We start from the raw sequence: 14,137 nt of genomic DNA, 5'->3' as shown, positions 1-14,137 counted from the left end.
GCCTGGCTAGCTGGAAATGTGCATTTCCAGCGACATGACGATCGCCTCTTCGCGACCACCCTTGGCGGGGTAGTACGCGGGGCGGCGACCGATCTCGGTGAAGCCGAGCGTGTCGTAAAGCGTCTTGGCCACGGGATTCGACGGACGGACTTCCAGGAAGATCCGTTCGACACCGTACCAGCGGGCGAGATCGATAAGCCGGCGCATCATGCGGCGTCCATAACCCAGCCCGCGGTGCGCGTCGCCAATGCAGACATTGAGCACGTGCGCCTCGCCGGCGGCCACCGAGAGGATGCCGTAGCCGGCGATCTCGCCCTCGTGAACCAGCACCCAGCAGTTGTGTCCGGCCTGTAGGCAGTCGCGGAAGATGCCCGCGCTCCAGGGAAACTCGTACGACGCGTGCTCGATCGCCACGACGGCGTCGAGATCTTCGCGACGCATCGCGCGTACTTCCGTGGCGGGGCGGGTCACGGCGACCATGGTGTCAGCCCGTGACGAAGGCGCGTCCAAGCGCGCGCAGGCCATTCCACAGGCGTCGCTTGGCGGCCGAGTCGGCAAGGATCGCCGAGGGTGGATCGACCAGCACGATCTGCGCGGCGCTCAGCACGGCGGCCGGCAGGTCCCTGCCAAGGGCACGAGCCTGCGCCTCGCCGAACACGAGATAGGCCCCCGCGACCGGAACCTGGCCGAGGCCACGCTCTCCGACCTCCAGGCGCGCCGCACGGCCGGTGACCGGACCGAAAGCACGCAGGGCCTTTCCCAGCAGGTCGAGTTCGCGGGCGCTGCTCCCGGCCGGGAGGATCACGACGCAACCGACATGCTCGCCCGGGCCCGGGTCGGCATTCGCCGGCTGTGCGTCGTCGCCTGCAACGACCTCGCCCACCCGCAGGCGCCACGGAGTGACACCCATGACACGAAGGAGACGTTCGCGGCGGTCGGCGATGGCTGGCATGGTTGCTGTACTTACTCCGATACCTTGGCATGCCGGCGGACGCGACGGCGGTGCGTGGCACGGCCCCACAAGGTGTGGATCGGACCGGAAATCGTGTAGAAGACGGCCACGGCGAACAGCACGCGCGCGGTGTCGATCAGTAGCAGGACCACGACCAGCACGGCGGCAATCAACCAGATGAAGGGCACGCGATCCCCCTTGGGCCACGCCTTGAAGCTGTAGTAACGCACGTTGCTGACCATCAGCAGGCCGGCGATCACGGCCAGCGGCATGGCGAAGAACGCCACCGACGGCCCGGAAATATCGAACTTTTCCATCGTCCAGACGAAGGACATGCACAGCCCGGCGGCGGCCGGACTGGCCAGACCCTGGAAATAGCGTTTGTCGGCCACGCCCACCTGCGTATTGAAACGGGCCAGACGCAGCGCCGCGCAGACGGCGTAGATGAAGGCGGCGGCCCAGCCGATCTTGCCCCACACCGGGCCGTAGGCGGCCAGCGAGGACAGCGACCACGTGTACATCACCAGCGACGGGGCCAGGCCGAAACTGACCAGATCCGACAGGGAGTCGTACTGGACGCCGAATTCGCTCTGCGTATTGGTCATCCGCGCGACGCGACCGTCCATGCCGTCCAGGATGGCGGCGACGAAAACCGCCAGCGCGGCGGTCTGGTAGTGCCCACCGATCGCCGAGACGATCGCGTAGAAACCGGCGAACATGGCGCCGGTGGTAAACAGATTGGGGAGCAGGTAAATGCCGCGATGTCGCGGCCCCTGGGCCTGGATCGGATCGCTCATGGGCCAATGCCGTGACGTGGGGGGACAGTGTAGCCCAGGCGTCGCAAAGCGTCAGGCGACCGGCTGCGTGGGCTGCGGCGCACGAAACGCGACATCGTCGCTTGCGTGCCCAACCTTCCGGTGATAGTTGTTTGCGCCACTATTCACCCTGCCGGATGGCCCGCATGCGCCGTTACCTCGTCCTCGCCCTTCTCGTGGCGGTCTGTCCTCTGGCGTTCGGCCAGGCCTATAAGTGGAAGGACGCCCAGGGCGTCACGCACTATTCCGACTCCCCTCCGCCGGCAGGCACGAAGGTCGAGAAGATCAAGACCAGCGGTGTCGTGGTGCCCCCCGCGGGCGAGCCAGCACCTGCCGCGGCGTCGACGGCTGCCGCGAAGCCCGCCCCGGCGGGCCCGGTATCCGATACGCCGGCCAATCGGGCGAAGTTGTGCGACCAGCTTCACAAGAACGCCGACACGCTCAGCAAGGAAAAAGTCGTCTCCGTGGACGATGGCAAGGGCGGTTCGCGCACCCTCGACGATGCCGGCCGGGCACGCCAGGTCGAAACCACCCAGGCGCAGATAACGCTCTACTGCAAGTAATCAGCCGCTCGCGGGGCGAGTAGCCAGCCTATAATCCCCGCTTTCACCCGAAAGACATCCCGCATGCGCCTCAGCCAGTTCCACCTCGCCACCGTCAAGGAAGTCCCCGCCGACGCGGAAGTCGCCAGCCACAAGCTGATGCTGCGCGCGGGCATGATCCGCAAGCTGGCCTCAGGCCTCTACACCTGGTCGCCGCTGGGCCTGCGCGTGCTGCGCAAGGTCGAGCACGTGGTCCGTGAAGAGATGGTTCGCGCCGGCGCGATCGAGGTGTTGATGCCATCCGTGCAGCCGCGCGAGCTGTGGGAAGAAACCGGCCGCTGGGAGAAGTTCGGCGGCCAGCTCCTCAAGATCAAGGATCGCAAGGAGCAGGAGTTCTGCTACGGCCCCACGCACGAGGAAGTCATCACCGACTTCGCGCGCAACGAGCTGAAAAGCTACAAGCAGCTGCCGCTCAACTTCTTCCAGATCCAGACCAAGTTCCGCGACGAGATCCGTCCGCGCTTCGGTGTGATGCGTGCGCGCGAGTTCCTCATGAAGGATGCCTACTCCTTCCACCTCACCCCGGAATCGCTCGGCGAAACCTACCAGGTGATGTACGACGCCTACTCGCGCATCTTCACCCGCCTCGGGCTGGAGTTCCGGGCGGTGGACGCCGATACCGGAGCCATCGGCGGCAGCGCCAGCCACGAGTTCCAGGTACTTGCCGAGTCCGGCGAAGACGCCATCGCGTTCTCCGATGCCTCGTCGTACGCGGCCAACATCGAAAAGGCAGAGGCCCTGGCGCCCGCCGGCGAGCGCCCCGCTCCCTCGGCCGAACTCGCCCGTGTCGACACGCCGAAGCAGCGCACGATCGACGAGGTCACCGCCTTCCTCGGCGTGCCGGCCAGCCAGGTGGTCAAGACGATCCTCGTGCGTGGCCGCGAGGGCCTGGTTGCCCTGTGCGTGCGCGGCGATCACGAGATCAACGAAGTGAAGGCGGCACACCTGCCCGAGCTGCCGGACGATTCCGAACTCGCGACGGAAGCGGAAATTCTCGCCGCGACCGGCGCCCGTCCGGGCTCCATCGGTCCCGTCGGCCTGCCCGAATCGATCCCGGTCATCGTGGACCGCAGCGCGGCCCTGCTCGCCGACTTCGTCTGCGGCGGCAACCAGGATGGCACCCACTACACCGGCGCCAACTGGCAGCGCGACGCGCGGATCAATCGCATCGCGGATATCCGTAAGGTCGTCGACGGGGACCAGTCGCCGGATGGCAAGGGGCATATCCGCCTCGCGCGCGGCATCGAAGTCGGCCACATTTTTCAGCTTGGCCAGAAGTACGCCGAAGCGATGGGCGCCGACGTGCTCGACAGCAACGGCAAGAAAGCCACCATGTACATGGGCTGTTACGGCGTCGGCGTAAGCCGCATCGTGGCTGCCGCCATCGAACAGCGCAATGACGAGGCCGGCATGATCTGGACGGATGCCATGGCGCCGTGGCGCGTCGCGGTGTGCGTCATCAACCCGAAGAACACCGACGCCGTCGTCGCCGAAGCCGGCGAGTCGCTCTACCAAGAACTTTCGCAGGCTGGTGTCGACACCGTACTCGACGATCGCGGGCTGCGCCCCGGCTCGATGTTCGCGGATATCGAGCTGATCGGCATCCCGCACCGTGTCGTCGTAAGCGCACGCGGTCTGGAGGCGGGCACCTTCGAGTACCGCGCCCGCACCGACACCGAAAGCCGCAACGTGTCGCACCAGGAACTGCTGGCTCTTCTCGGCGCCCTGTAATCGGCCGATTAATGGCGAGGTTATCTGCCACTAATCCGTGTAGGTGAAAACCCGGTAATCGAAGAAAATGCCGGATGGAAACATCCGGCATTTTGCTTTTTGGCGCATAACCAGCTAAAAATCCCGGCGCGAACGTTAATCCTCCACGGGAGACTCCAATGGCTGTCGATATCAAGAACCTCAATCACAACCAGCTCAATGAGCTGATTTCCAAAGCACAGGTCCGCCAGACCGAACTGCGCAAGGAAAAGGTCGCCAAGCTTCGCGAGAAGATCAATGCGCTGCTGAAGGCGGAGGGGTTCACGTTCGACGATGTATTCGGTGCGCGCGCTCCTAAATCCAAGCGCGCCGGCACCACCGTCGCCGCGAAGTACCGCAACCCCGACGACGCCGAACAGACCTGGTCCGGCCGCGGCAAGCGCCCGCGCTGGTTTAATGAAGCGTTGAAGGCCGGCAAGAAAGAAACCGACCTGCTGGTCTGATCCCCGCCATTAATGCGGAAAACGAACCGCCCCGCTAACGCGGGGGGTTTTTAAGCTGTCTGTGGGAGCCGATTCATCGGCGAGCTCTTTCTTTGGTGGGAGCGAGGCCAGCAACCTCGAGGATCGCTGCTGCGCAGCGAGCGTATTCACTATTCGCTGATGAATCGGCTCCCACAATGCCTTATAGCGACCGGCGGGGCGCCACGATAAGGTCGCCGAACAACAGGCCGGCGACGAGAGAAACCAGCAGGGTTATACCGAGAAGCCCGGTATCCATGCTCAGCGACGCATCGCGATCCAGCAGGTAGGAGACGCTGCGGAAACTGACCGAGCCGGGCACGAGAAGGATGATCCCGGGCTCACGTACCACCGCACCGGGTTGCTGCGCGTACCGTGCGTAGACGTTGCTCAGCGACCCGAGTAACAGCCCGCCGACAAAAACGCCGAACGGCGCCCCCGGAAGCGAGCCGGAAATACTGCCGCCCCACCGTGTGGCCAGATAGCCCAGCACCACCGAGCCCATGACGACCAGCCAGTCGCGCTTTGCGGCACGGAAGAGGATGGCGAACGAGAAGGCACCGAGGATGAGCGATGGCCAGTCCGCCCAGCCCGGCAAGGGCGGCAGGGCGTAGCTGCGCGGAATGATGCCCACCGCCTCGCAGAGCTGGCTCGCGGCCACCGTACCGAAGGTGAGCTTAAGCAGGGTCGCAATCGCACCACCCATGCGCGCGACGCCTGCCACCAGGTGCTGGCTGGAGATTTCGCGCACGGCTGTGGTCAGGGCCATACCCGGCATCAGGATGATGAGGCTGCCGAGGATCACGGACTTCAACGCCAGCGGCACCACATAAGCGCTGACCACCGTGGCGATGATTGTCGCCACCATGGCGCTGATGGCTTCGCTCGCGGCGGCAAGGCGAGGACGACTACCCGAGGCCACCGTGATCAGGCCGATGAGCACACCGATCACGCCGGCTGTGATCAGGTCGGGCCAGGAGCTGTGCAACAGCAAGGCGACGACGCTGGCCGCACAAAGCCCGTAACTCGCGATCACGCCAAGCTGTGACAGGAACGTCTCGGGGGCACCGAGCTTGCGCAGCAGATGGAAGCCCTCGCGCAGTTCCATCTGCCCGTCGATCACCGAATCCGCGATGCGGTCAGCCTCGCACAGGCGAGCCAGATTCACGTCGCCCGGCGGCAGGCGCATCACCTGGGTGACCTGCGCCACGCCGTCGTCGCCCTGCCCCAGGTCGGCGAAGGACACGATGATCGCGGTGGGACTCGACCAGACTTCGGCGGAGAGACCGAGGCGCTGGGCCGAACGCGCGATCGCCGTTTCCAGGCGAGGCGCGGTGGTGCCGTACTGATGCAGACGACGGGCGAGTTCGGTCAGGAAAGCGATGCGAGTGTTGATCGCCGTGGTGGCGAAACTCACCGGTACGCTCAGCGGCACGGCCTCAGGCAACGTCCACCGCCTTGACGCGCAGGGTGGTCCCGTCGATGCCGACGACTTCGATCGTCGCGCCCAGAGGGAGGTCCGGGCCGATGACCAGCCACATGCCATCGCCCACGCGCGCCTTGCCGCGACCATTGACGATCGGTTCGCACAACGAGAAGCGCTGCCCGATAAGCTGGTCGCCGCGACGGTTCAGGCGCTCGTTGCCGACCGGCACGATGCGCTCGAGCCGCGGACGGACGAACTTCCAGTAGGCGAAACACGACACGAAAGCGAGCACGCCGAACACGATCGCCTGGGTCAGCGCGCTCATCTCCGGCATGACGAATACGAAGCCGCCCATGACAGCAGCGGCAATGCCGATCCACAGCATGAAGTAGCCGGGAAGCATGACTTCGCCACCGATCAGCACCAGCGCAGCGATCCACCAGAAATAGTGCAGGGCCAGTTCGGTCATGGCATCAACGCGGCGGTAACGGCGGACGGTCGCCGGCGACGGGCGTGGTCGGCGCACGCTGAGCGGTCAGGGAATCCTTGGCCAGTTCGGCGATACCCGCAAGGGAACCGAGGATGCCGGCGGATTCCATCGGTAGCAGGAGCATCTTCTGGTTCGGCGAACGCGCCATTTCCTTCAACGCGTCGACGTAGTTGTTAGCGACGAAGTAATTCAGCGCGTTGACGCTGCCGCCGGCGATCGCGTTGGAGACCATGGTGGTCGCCTTCGCTTCAGCCTCGGCCAGGCGCTCACGAGCTTCGGCCTCACGGAAGGCGGCTTCCTTCTTGCCTTCGGCGGACAGGATGGCCGACTGCTTCTCGCCTTCCGCCTTGAGGATGGCGGCCTGGCGATAGCCCTCGGCGTCGAGGATGTTGGCGCGCTTTTCGCGCTCGGCCTTCATCTGCCGCGCCATGGCATCGACGAGGTCGCGCGGCGGCGAGATGTCCTTGATCTCGATACGGGTGACCTTCACGCCCCAGGGGTGGGTCGCTTCGTCGATCACGCCGAGCAGTTTGGCGTTGATCGCGTCACGCTGGCTGAGGCTCTCGTCGAGATCCATCGAACCGAGCACCGTGCGGATATTGGTCATGATGAGCGCGAGCGCCGCGCCCTCGAGGTTGGCGACCTCATAAGCGGCCTTCGCGGCGTCGAGGATCTGGTAAAAGACGACGCCGTCGACACGAACGACCGCGTTGTCCTTGGTGATGACGTCCTGCGAGGGGACTTCGAGCACCTGCTCCATCATGTTCATCTTGCGCCCGATGGCATAGACGAACGGAATGAGGAAATGCAGGCCCGGGCTAAGGGTGCCGGTGTACTTGCCGAACAGCTCCACCGTCCACTCGTAGCCCTGGGGCACGATGCGGATCAGCTTGGCCAGCACGATCACGACGACTACGACGACAACCAACGCTACGACGCTTCCCATCCCTTGCACTCCCTCATCCGAATATGTCCCGGAGTATAGGCGAAGCGGGTCAGGGCGTTCCGGCGGGGAGTACCAGGGTGACGCGTAGCCCACCGCCTTCGCGATTGGCCAGCGCAATGCGCCCGCCGTGGGCTTCCGAAATTTCCCGGGCCAGGGCGAGTCCCAGGCCCGTTCCCGAACGTTTGGTCGAATAGAAAGGCAGCAGGGCCTGGGCCAGGACGGTCTCGCTCATGCCTGGACCCCGGTCGGATACCTCGATCAGGGTTTCGCGTCCCAACGCATGCACGGCGAGCGTGACCTCGCTCGACTCGCCCCCTGCCTCGTGGGCGTTCTTGATCAGGTTGATCAGGACCTGCTCGACCTGCGTGGTATCGAACCAACCCGGATGATCCGGCAGCGTTCCAGCCAGGCGGAAGGTCGCGTGCAGCCCCAGCGCGTCGAGGAACGGACCCCAGGGGACCGCCCGCGCCAGCGGTGTTGGCAACTTGGCGAAGCTCGCGTAGCCGGAAATGAAAGTGTGCAGATGTTTCGCGCGATCGCCGATCGAGGCGAACACACCCGGCAGGCGCGCAAGGTCGCCGCGCCGCGCAAGCTCCGCTCCGGAATGCGACAGTGAAGAAATCGGTGCCAGTGAGTTGTTCAGTTCATGGCTGATCACGCGGATCACGCGCTTCCAGGTATGCACTTCCTGGCGCGAGAGCTCGCGCGTCATGCGTCGATACAGCTGCAGGCGATGCGGACGCCCCTGCAGGCGAAAGCCGCGCTGGGACAGATGGAAGGTCTCCTCGCTACCCTCCATCTCCACCGAGAACAAGGCATCCTCGCCGGTGGCAGCTGCGTCGCGCAGGCTCTCGGGCATGGTCGCCAGCACCGTCGAAAAATCGAGTCCGGCTAACGAACGCCCCTCATTGAAGAGGTGGCGCGCCGCGATGTTCGCGTAGGTGATGTTGTCGGCGGCGTCGGTCAGGACAAGTGCGACCGGCGTGTTCTGCACGACGGTGTCCAGCAACAGCTCACGCTGGGCCAGATGCTGGCGCTGATCCCGCAGGGTCTGGCCCAGCGCGTTGTGCATGCGGATCAGGTCGCCCAGCTCGTCGCGACGCGTGGTGCCGATCGACATGCTGAAATCGCCGTCACGGTAACTGGCGACGGCGCTTTCCAGTGCGCGAATCAGGCGACGCAGCGGTTCCACCAGGGCGTGGGCAACCCATACGGAAAGCGGGACAAGTACCAGGAGGCAGATCAGCAGCGCCGTGCCCCCGTCGAAAAACTCGACAGGTACGGCATGGGGAATCTTGCCTGGCGCGGCGGGTGCTTCGCGCATCCACGCCACCAGCTGGGGGAACGGCCAGATCGATACACCGGCAAACACCAGTGCACCGACGATCGCCGAGCCGGCGACGACCAGGGTCATCCGTCCTTCGAGCGAGAGCGTCTTCATGGCAGGGACGCTAGCAGATCACACCGCCAGTCCGTAACGCTCCATGCGCCGGTACAGCGCCTGTCGCGAGAGGCCCAGGTTGCTCGCGGCACGGCTGACCACGCCACCGGCGGAGGCCAGTGCCGCTTCGACCGACTCGCGGGTCGGCTCGTCGAGGTTACGGCTCGCACTGGGCGCGGGCGGCGGCAGGTTCAGGTGGCCGGGCTCGATGCGCCCTTCGCTGGCAAGCAGTGCGGCGCGGGCGATGGCGTTCTTCAGTTCGCGCACGTTGCCCGGCCAGGGATGGGCGAGCAGTGCCTCGCGCGCGTCTTCACTTAGCTCGGCCTGACCGGCGAGGAAGAACTCCGCCAGTGGCAGGATGTCGTCCGTGCGATCGGCCAGCGCCGGCAGGTTCACGTCGATCACGTTGAGGCGGTAGTACAGATCTTCGCGGAAGGTACCGGCGGCGATCATGGCCTTGAGGTCGGCATTGGTCGCGCTTAGCACGCGCACCTTCGCCTGGCGTGTGCGGCCCGAGCCCAGCCGTTCGAACTGGCCGGTCTCCAGCACGCGCAGGAGCTTCATCTGGCCGGGTAGTGGCAGGTTGCCGATCTCGTCGAGGAACAGCGTGCCGCCGTCGGCCATCTCGAAACGGCCCTCGCGAGCCTTGTTCGCACCGGTATAGGCACCGGCCTCGGCACCGAAGAGTTCAGCCTCAATCAACTCGCCCGGGAGCGCACCGCAATTGACTGCGACGAACGGCCCCCGACGGACGGCCGAGTTGGCGTGGACGATCGCAGCGATGCGCTCCTTGCCCGAGCCATTGGGGCCGGTGATCAGCACGGGCACGTCCGAACGCGCCACCTGGCAGGCCAGCTCGATCGTTCGGCTCATCGCCTCGGAGGCGAACACGAGGCCGTCCAGGTCGTAGCGACCTTCGAGGATCTCGCGCCGCTTGCGGCGCTCGACACGGGCCCGCGTCACTTCACGCGTGGACTCGGAGAGTTCGAGGAGGTTCTCCACCGTCGCGAGCAGCTTGGTGTCGTCCCAGGGCTTGGCGAGGTAGTCGGCGGCACCCGCCTTCACCAGCTCGACTGCGGTGTCCAGGTGCGTCCATGCCGTCAGCAGGATCACGGGCAGGTCGGTGTGGCGGCCACGGATCGCCTTGAACAGCGCAACGCCCTCCTCCCCTGAAGTGGTGTCCGCCGTGAAGTTCATGTCCTGGATGACCACGTCCACGCGCTCGGTCGCAAGCGTGGCGAGACCATCTTCGGGCGTCATCGCCACCAGGGCACGGATATCCCGCAGGGAAAGGGCAAGCGAAAGCGCCTCGCCCACGGCGGGGTTGTCGTCAATAATCAATACGCAGCGCATCTGTACCCTTCGCATGCAGCCATGGATGCTTCCCCCGCCGAAAGGGTTGTAATGCCTTCGGCACTTTTTTTCCTGGGGTCCATTCTAGCCACGGGTTGCCACGACCGGGGGAACCGATGCGGCGCGTAGTGCCGGGGCAAGTACAGCCGCCTGCCCCAACGCCCACAGCAGCGCAGCACCCACGGGCAGGTAAACAAGCGGCAGGCGCGGCAGTTCGTACTCTCGCATCAGGAACAGATTCACTCCGTAGGCGAGGGCCATACCGAGCACGATGCCCATTGTGGCCAGCAGGAAGTTCTCCGTCTGGAAGTAACGCAGAACATCCACCCGACGAGCACCAAGGGCACGGCGTACGCCGATCTGGCGGCGACGCTGGCCTACCCAGAAGCTGGCCAGGCCAACGATACCCAGCGCAGTGACGATGAGCAGGATGACGCAGACGGCCACCAGCAGGCCGGCCATGGCGCGATCGCCGGCAAAGCGATCGTCACGGATAGCCTTGTAGGTCTCCTTCTTGACGATGACGCGCCGCGGGTCGATCTGCTTTAACTTTTCGACGGCGAGTGCAAGCACCCGGTCGGCCTGCCCTGGCATGCTCCGGATAATGAAAGCGCCGTAGTTGCCGCCCGCCGAAATCTCGCGCCACGGCATGAGCGTCGTGTACTCCGTAACCGCGCGATTCACACCGCCCGCAGCCGCGAGGCGCTCAACAACGCCGATCACGCGCATCTCCGTGTCGCTGCTACCCACCCAGACCGAACGGCCGAGCGGCGAGGCGTCACCGAAGAGATGTCGGGCCAGACCTTGGGTGATCACGATGACGGGCGACGGCTTGGCTTTGCCGGTTACCAGATCGTCCAGCCAGACGTACTCGGACGGGTTGAAATAGCGTCCAGCCACAAGACGCGTGCCCAGCGTTTCGCCGACGGCTTCGCCATAGAAATTCTTCACATCCACAGATGACGCTTGCTGGTGGGGTGCCAGGTTTAGCGTGCTACCCCAACTGGTATCGCCGAACGGCACGCTGTTGGAAATGGTGGCGGCCGCCACCCCGGGAATGGCCCGAAGCGCGGCGAGGTCGGCTTCGGCACGAGCGTGGTCATCGCCGTGCTTGCCCATATCCGAAGCGACGATGTGCACCACGTTCGCTTCGTCGATGCCACTGGGTGTATCCGCGAGAGCCAAGCGGTCACCGACGAGAAAAATGGCGTTACACACGATCGCACAGGTCAGGGCGATCTCGAGCACGACCAGGCTGGCGGTGAGCCGGTGCTTGCGCAAGGCGGAAAGAATCGGACCGATGTCCTTCAGCATATTATTGGCTCTTCAGTTGCAGCGCGGGAGTGATGCGGCAGGCACGCCAGGCGGGCAACACACCTGCGGCCACCGTCGCGCCGATCGCAACCGCGAAGGTTGCGCCGAGCATCAGCACGTCCAGATGGGCCAGCGAAGCGTAGGACACGGGTTGCAACCTGACCACCCACAAGCCCAGCCACGACAGCAGAAGACCGGCGAGGCCACCTGCCAGGCCGACCATGCCGGCCTCGGTCAACAGCTGCGCGAACACACTCGTGCGCGACGCGCCGAGCGCGCGGCGGACGCCCACTTCACCCGAGCGACGCATGAACTTCGCCAGCATCAATCCCACGGTATTGATGAGGCAGACAAGAAAAAACGCGAGTGCCAACCACACCTGCAGACGCACGTCGCTCGGCACGACCTTCTCGTGGTCGAGCCAGCCCATGAGGTCGAGCATGCGTGTTTTCGCCGGACGTTCGAAGCGACCGATGGCTTTCTGCTCTGCCACGTAGTGGGCAAGGAAGTCACGGTAGGCTGCCACCTTTGCCGGAGTATCGAGCTGGACCCAGAACTGCAGCCACGCGCAATCGGAAGTCTCCAGCGAGGCTTCGTCGGCCGAACCTTTCCCCCAGCACTGAATGCCACCGGCCCGTGTGAGCAGGAAATCGCGCGCCGTCGACAGGGGAATAAAAACGTCATCCTGTCCTGAATACGTTCCCACGTTGAGGTCGAAGAAATGCGGCGCCGGCCGCCACGGTTTGAGGACGCCGATCACACGCAAGTCGTGGCCGTCGGCGTGGACCATGCGGCCGGTGCTGTCCTCGCCGTGGAAGAGCTTGTCGTTAAGATTGCTGCCTATTACGGCGACCCGCGAGCGATTATCGTCTTCCGCCGCGGTCCATGCTCTGCCATAGCGGAATGGTGTCTCGAACATCGGAAAGAAATCGGTCGTGGTGTAACGCGACGCCGAGAAAAACGGGTCGGTGCGCTCGTCAGGACCCTGCATCGCGATCTGCCCACCAACCATCAGGGCCTGATGATCCGCCCGCCGCGAACGGAGCAGATTCATACCGTCGACCCAGGTGAGCTGCCGGGGGAATTCCTGACCCGGGGACGTCTGGTCCGAGGCGTAGTCCTTCATATCGCGCGGATCCATCTGCGGGAAGAAGATCGATGCACTGCGTCCCGGCAGGGGATCGCTCGACAGCACGTGCAACACGGTGAGCGTGGTCATGCACGCGCCGATGCCCAGGGCGATCGCGAGGATCATCAGTGCCGTCAGTGCCCGGCTCCGCTTGAGGCTGCGGAGCGCGAGTTCCATGTAGTAACCAAACATTCCGTTCTCCGTGATGTAACGTCAGACGCTGCGCGTCGCTTCGACGGGCGACACCCGCGACGCACGCAGCGCCGGTGCGAACACCGCCGCCTGGCCTAGTGCGAGCAAGGCAACCACGCCGATGGCGACATAAGTGAGCGACAGACGCTTCATCTCGAAGTGCGTGAACATCCACTGGCTCAAGCCCACCGCCAGGATCACACCGACGATGACGCCGACCAGGGCGATCAGGAAGTTCTCGGTCATGAAGTAACTGAGGATGTCACTGCGCCGCGCACCCAATGCACGCCGCACGCCGATCTGCTTGCGGCGCTGACCGACCCAGAAGCTCGACAGGCCGACGATACCCGCTGCCGTGATGGCCAGCAGTACGCCGCAGACCACGCTCATCAGGATTGCCATGCCGCGGTCGGCGTCATAGGCGCGGCGGCGCACCTCTTCGAACTTGCGAATGCCCACTTTATCCGGCAGCACACGCATGCGATTAGAGGCGTACAGGGCGGGAGGGACAGCCTTGAACACGGCGTCTTCCTGACCAGGCTGCGTGCGGATGAGGAACTGCTGGAAGCTGCTGTTGAACATGACCGGCATGATCGTGACGTAATCACCCTCGACGAAGTCGTTCTGGATCCACGGCGTCGTGAGCTTTTCGACGATGCCGATGATCGTCGAGGGCTTGCCCTTGGCGAGGTAGATTGCTTTGCCGAGCGCGTTACCTTCCGGGAACACCTTGTCCGCCAGCGCCTTGGTGACGATAACCTGTGCGGTGCCCGGCTGCTGCTGGCGCCCGACGGTAACGACTTCGCCAGCGTTGAAGTTCCTTCCCGCGATCAGGCGCACGCCCAGCGTCTTCAGCGAGTGCTCGTCACCGAAGTACAGGGCAGACTGGAGGATCGCTTTCTTCGAATCCGGGTCGACCTGCACACCGGTAGACCAGCCACCCTGTCGCAACGGATAGGAGTTGGTGACATATGCATCCACGACACCGGGAAGCGAACGCAATGTCTGCAGGTCGGTCTTCATGATCGGCGTGAAGTCGTCCGGCGCGCCAACGTAATCGTTCGAGACCGCAATGAGGTTTGTCTCGTCCAGGCCAGTCGTGCGGTTCACCTTGTCGACGCGCTCGTGCACGATGAACAAAGCATTGCAGACGATGGCCAGGGTGAGCGCAATCTGCAGCGCTATGAGGATCGTGCCCGACTTGTGCCGGCGCAACGCGGAAAGAATGGGCTTGATCTGCATGATC

General features: G+C 64.6%; 14 protein-coding genes. 3 read left to right on the top strand and 11 right to left on the bottom strand.

Translation table 11 applies throughout. From position 1 onward, the window contains the following. Window positions 1–6: 6 nt before the first annotated feature. From rimI to pssA, 3 genes are read right to left on the bottom strand one after another with little or no spacing between them, the layout of a single operon-like run. A complete protein-coding gene (gene rimI, locus ACVWWJ_RS06245) occupies window positions 7–480 on the bottom strand; it encodes a ribosomal protein S18-alanine N-acetyltransferase (RefSeq protein ID WP_159890923.1) in 474 nt (157 codons plus the stop codon). A gap of 4 nt (window positions 481–484) precedes the next feature. Further along, window positions 485–952, bottom strand: coding sequence for a hypothetical protein (locus ACVWWJ_RS06240; RefSeq protein ID WP_456967113.1), 468 nt, complete (start codon window positions 950–952; stop codon window positions 485–487). Window positions 953–963: 11 nt separating this feature from the next. After that, window positions 964–1,749, bottom strand: a complete 786-nt coding sequence (pssA, locus tag ACVWWJ_RS06235) for a CDP-diacylglycerol--serine O-phosphatidyltransferase (protein ID WP_159890919.1) — start codon at window positions 1,747–1,749, stop codon at window positions 964–966. A gap of 164 nt (window positions 1,750–1,913) precedes the next feature. Here pssA and ACVWWJ_RS06230 point away from each other — a divergent pair, with 164 nt between their 5' ends. The 3 genes from ACVWWJ_RS06230 to ACVWWJ_RS06220 all read left to right on the top strand — a co-directional run bounded on the left by ACVWWJ_RS06230 (window position 1,914) and on the right by ACVWWJ_RS06220 (window position 4,582). Further along, window positions 1,914–2,330, top strand: coding sequence for a DUF4124 domain-containing protein (locus tag ACVWWJ_RS06230; RefSeq protein WP_456967112.1), 417 nt, complete (start codon window positions 1,914–1,916; stop codon window positions 2,328–2,330). 63 nt (window positions 2,331–2,393) lie between these two features. Continuing rightward, a complete protein-coding gene (locus tag ACVWWJ_RS06225) occupies window positions 2,394–4,100 on the top strand; it encodes a proline--tRNA ligase (RefSeq protein WP_456967111.1) in 1,707 nt (568 codons plus the stop codon). A 158-nt stretch (window positions 4,101–4,258) separates the two neighbouring features. Further along, a complete protein-coding gene (locus ACVWWJ_RS06220; RefSeq protein ID WP_159890913.1) occupies window positions 4,259–4,582 on the top strand; it encodes an H-NS histone family protein in 324 nt (107 codons plus the stop codon). Window positions 4,583–4,763: 181 nt separating this feature from the next. On the opposite strand, the gene ACVWWJ_RS06215 is transcribed toward ACVWWJ_RS06220, so the two are convergent. The 8 genes from ACVWWJ_RS06215 to ACVWWJ_RS06180 all read right to left on the bottom strand — a co-directional run bounded on the left by ACVWWJ_RS06215 (window position 4,764) and on the right by ACVWWJ_RS06180 (window position 14,133). Continuing rightward, entirely contained in the window at window positions 4,764–6,047 is a 1,284-nt protein-coding gene (locus ACVWWJ_RS06215; protein ID WP_200851584.1) for a threonine/serine exporter family protein, read from the bottom strand. Continuing rightward, window positions 6,040–6,495: an NfeD family protein gene (locus tag ACVWWJ_RS06210; RefSeq protein WP_456967110.1), complete on the bottom strand. Its 456-nt coding sequence runs from the start codon at window positions 6,493–6,495 to the stop codon at window positions 6,040–6,042. The genes ACVWWJ_RS06215 and ACVWWJ_RS06210 overlap by 8 nt, the downstream gene beginning before the upstream one ends. Before the next feature lie 4 nt (window positions 6,496–6,499). After that, window positions 6,500–7,462, bottom strand: a complete 963-nt coding sequence (locus ACVWWJ_RS06205; protein ID WP_159890907.1) for an SPFH domain-containing protein — start codon at window positions 7,460–7,462, stop codon at window positions 6,500–6,502. 49 nt (window positions 7,463–7,511) lie between these two features. Beyond that, a complete protein-coding gene (locus ACVWWJ_RS06200) occupies window positions 7,512–8,903 on the bottom strand; it encodes a sensor histidine kinase (RefSeq protein WP_456967109.1) in 1,392 nt (463 codons plus the stop codon). An 18-nt stretch (window positions 8,904–8,921) separates the two neighbouring features. Then, window positions 8,922–10,256, bottom strand: coding sequence for a sigma-54-dependent transcriptional regulator (locus tag ACVWWJ_RS06195; protein ID WP_456969669.1), 1,335 nt, complete (start codon window positions 10,254–10,256; stop codon window positions 8,922–8,924). An 84-nt stretch (window positions 10,257–10,340) separates the two neighbouring features. After that, window positions 10,341–11,570, bottom strand: a complete 1,230-nt coding sequence (locus ACVWWJ_RS06190; protein WP_456967108.1) for an ABC transporter permease — start codon at window positions 11,568–11,570, stop codon at window positions 10,341–10,343. A gap of 1 nt (window position 11,571) precedes the next feature. Continuing rightward, window positions 11,572–12,891: an ABC transporter permease gene (locus ACVWWJ_RS06185; protein ID WP_456967107.1), complete on the bottom strand. Its 1,320-nt coding sequence runs from the start codon at window positions 12,889–12,891 to the stop codon at window positions 11,572–11,574. Between the two features lie 21 nt (window positions 12,892–12,912). Continuing rightward, on the bottom strand, window positions 12,913–14,133 hold the full coding sequence (locus ACVWWJ_RS06180) for an FtsX-like permease family protein (RefSeq protein WP_200851582.1): 1,221 nt from the start codon (window positions 14,131–14,133) through the stop codon (window positions 12,913–12,915). Between the last annotated feature and the right edge of the window lie 4 nt (window positions 14,134–14,137).

This window comes from Luteibacter sp. HA06 (genome assembly GCF_054061215.1).
Note: the sequence above shows the minus strand (reverse complement) of the source record. Positions and strands in the feature narration are given on the sequence as shown.

Excerpts from the sequence above, each read along its gene's own strand:
- rimI (WP_159890923.1), bottom strand. The coding sequence starts at position 480 with ATGGTCGCCGTGACCCGCCCCGCCACGGAAGTACGCGCGATGCGTCGC.
- ACVWWJ_RS06240 (WP_456967113.1), bottom strand. The coding sequence starts at position 952 with ATGCCAGCCATCGCCGACCGCCGCGAACGTCTCCTTCGTGTCATGGGT.
- pssA (WP_159890919.1), bottom strand. The coding sequence starts at position 1,749 with ATGAGCGATCCGATCCAGGCCCAGGGGCCGCGACATCGCGGCATTTAC.
- ACVWWJ_RS06230 (WP_456967112.1), top strand. The coding sequence starts at position 1,914 with ATGCGCCGTTACCTCGTCCTCGCCCTTCTCGTGGCGGTCTGTCCTCTG.
- ACVWWJ_RS06225 (WP_456967111.1), top strand. The coding sequence starts at position 2,394 with ATGCGCCTCAGCCAGTTCCACCTCGCCACCGTCAAGGAAGTCCCCGCC.
- ACVWWJ_RS06220 (WP_159890913.1), top strand. The coding sequence starts at position 4,259 with ATGGCTGTCGATATCAAGAACCTCAATCACAACCAGCTCAATGAGCTG.
- ACVWWJ_RS06210 (WP_456967110.1), bottom strand. The coding sequence starts at position 6,495 with ATGACCGAACTGGCCCTGCACTATTTCTGGTGGATCGCTGCGCTGGTG.
- ACVWWJ_RS06205 (WP_159890907.1), bottom strand. The coding sequence starts at position 7,462 with ATGGGAAGCGTCGTAGCGTTGGTTGTCGTCGTAGTCGTCGTGATCGTG.
- ACVWWJ_RS06200 (WP_456967109.1), bottom strand. The coding sequence starts at position 8,903 with ATGAAGACGCTCTCGCTCGAAGGACGGATGACCCTGGTCGTCGCCGGC.
- ACVWWJ_RS06195 (WP_456969669.1), bottom strand. The coding sequence starts at position 10,256 with ATGCGCTGCGTATTGATTATTGACGACAACCCCGCCGTGGGCGAGGCG.
- ACVWWJ_RS06190 (WP_456967108.1), bottom strand. The coding sequence starts at position 11,570 with ATGCTGAAGGACATCGGTCCGATTCTTTCCGCCTTGCGCAAGCACCGG.
- ACVWWJ_RS06185 (WP_456967107.1), bottom strand. The coding sequence starts at position 12,891 with ATGTTTGGTTACTACATGGAACTCGCGCTCCGCAGCCTCAAGCGGAGC.
- ACVWWJ_RS06180 (WP_200851582.1), bottom strand. The coding sequence starts at position 14,133 with ATGCAGATCAAGCCCATTCTTTCCGCGTTGCGCCGGCACAAGTCGGGC.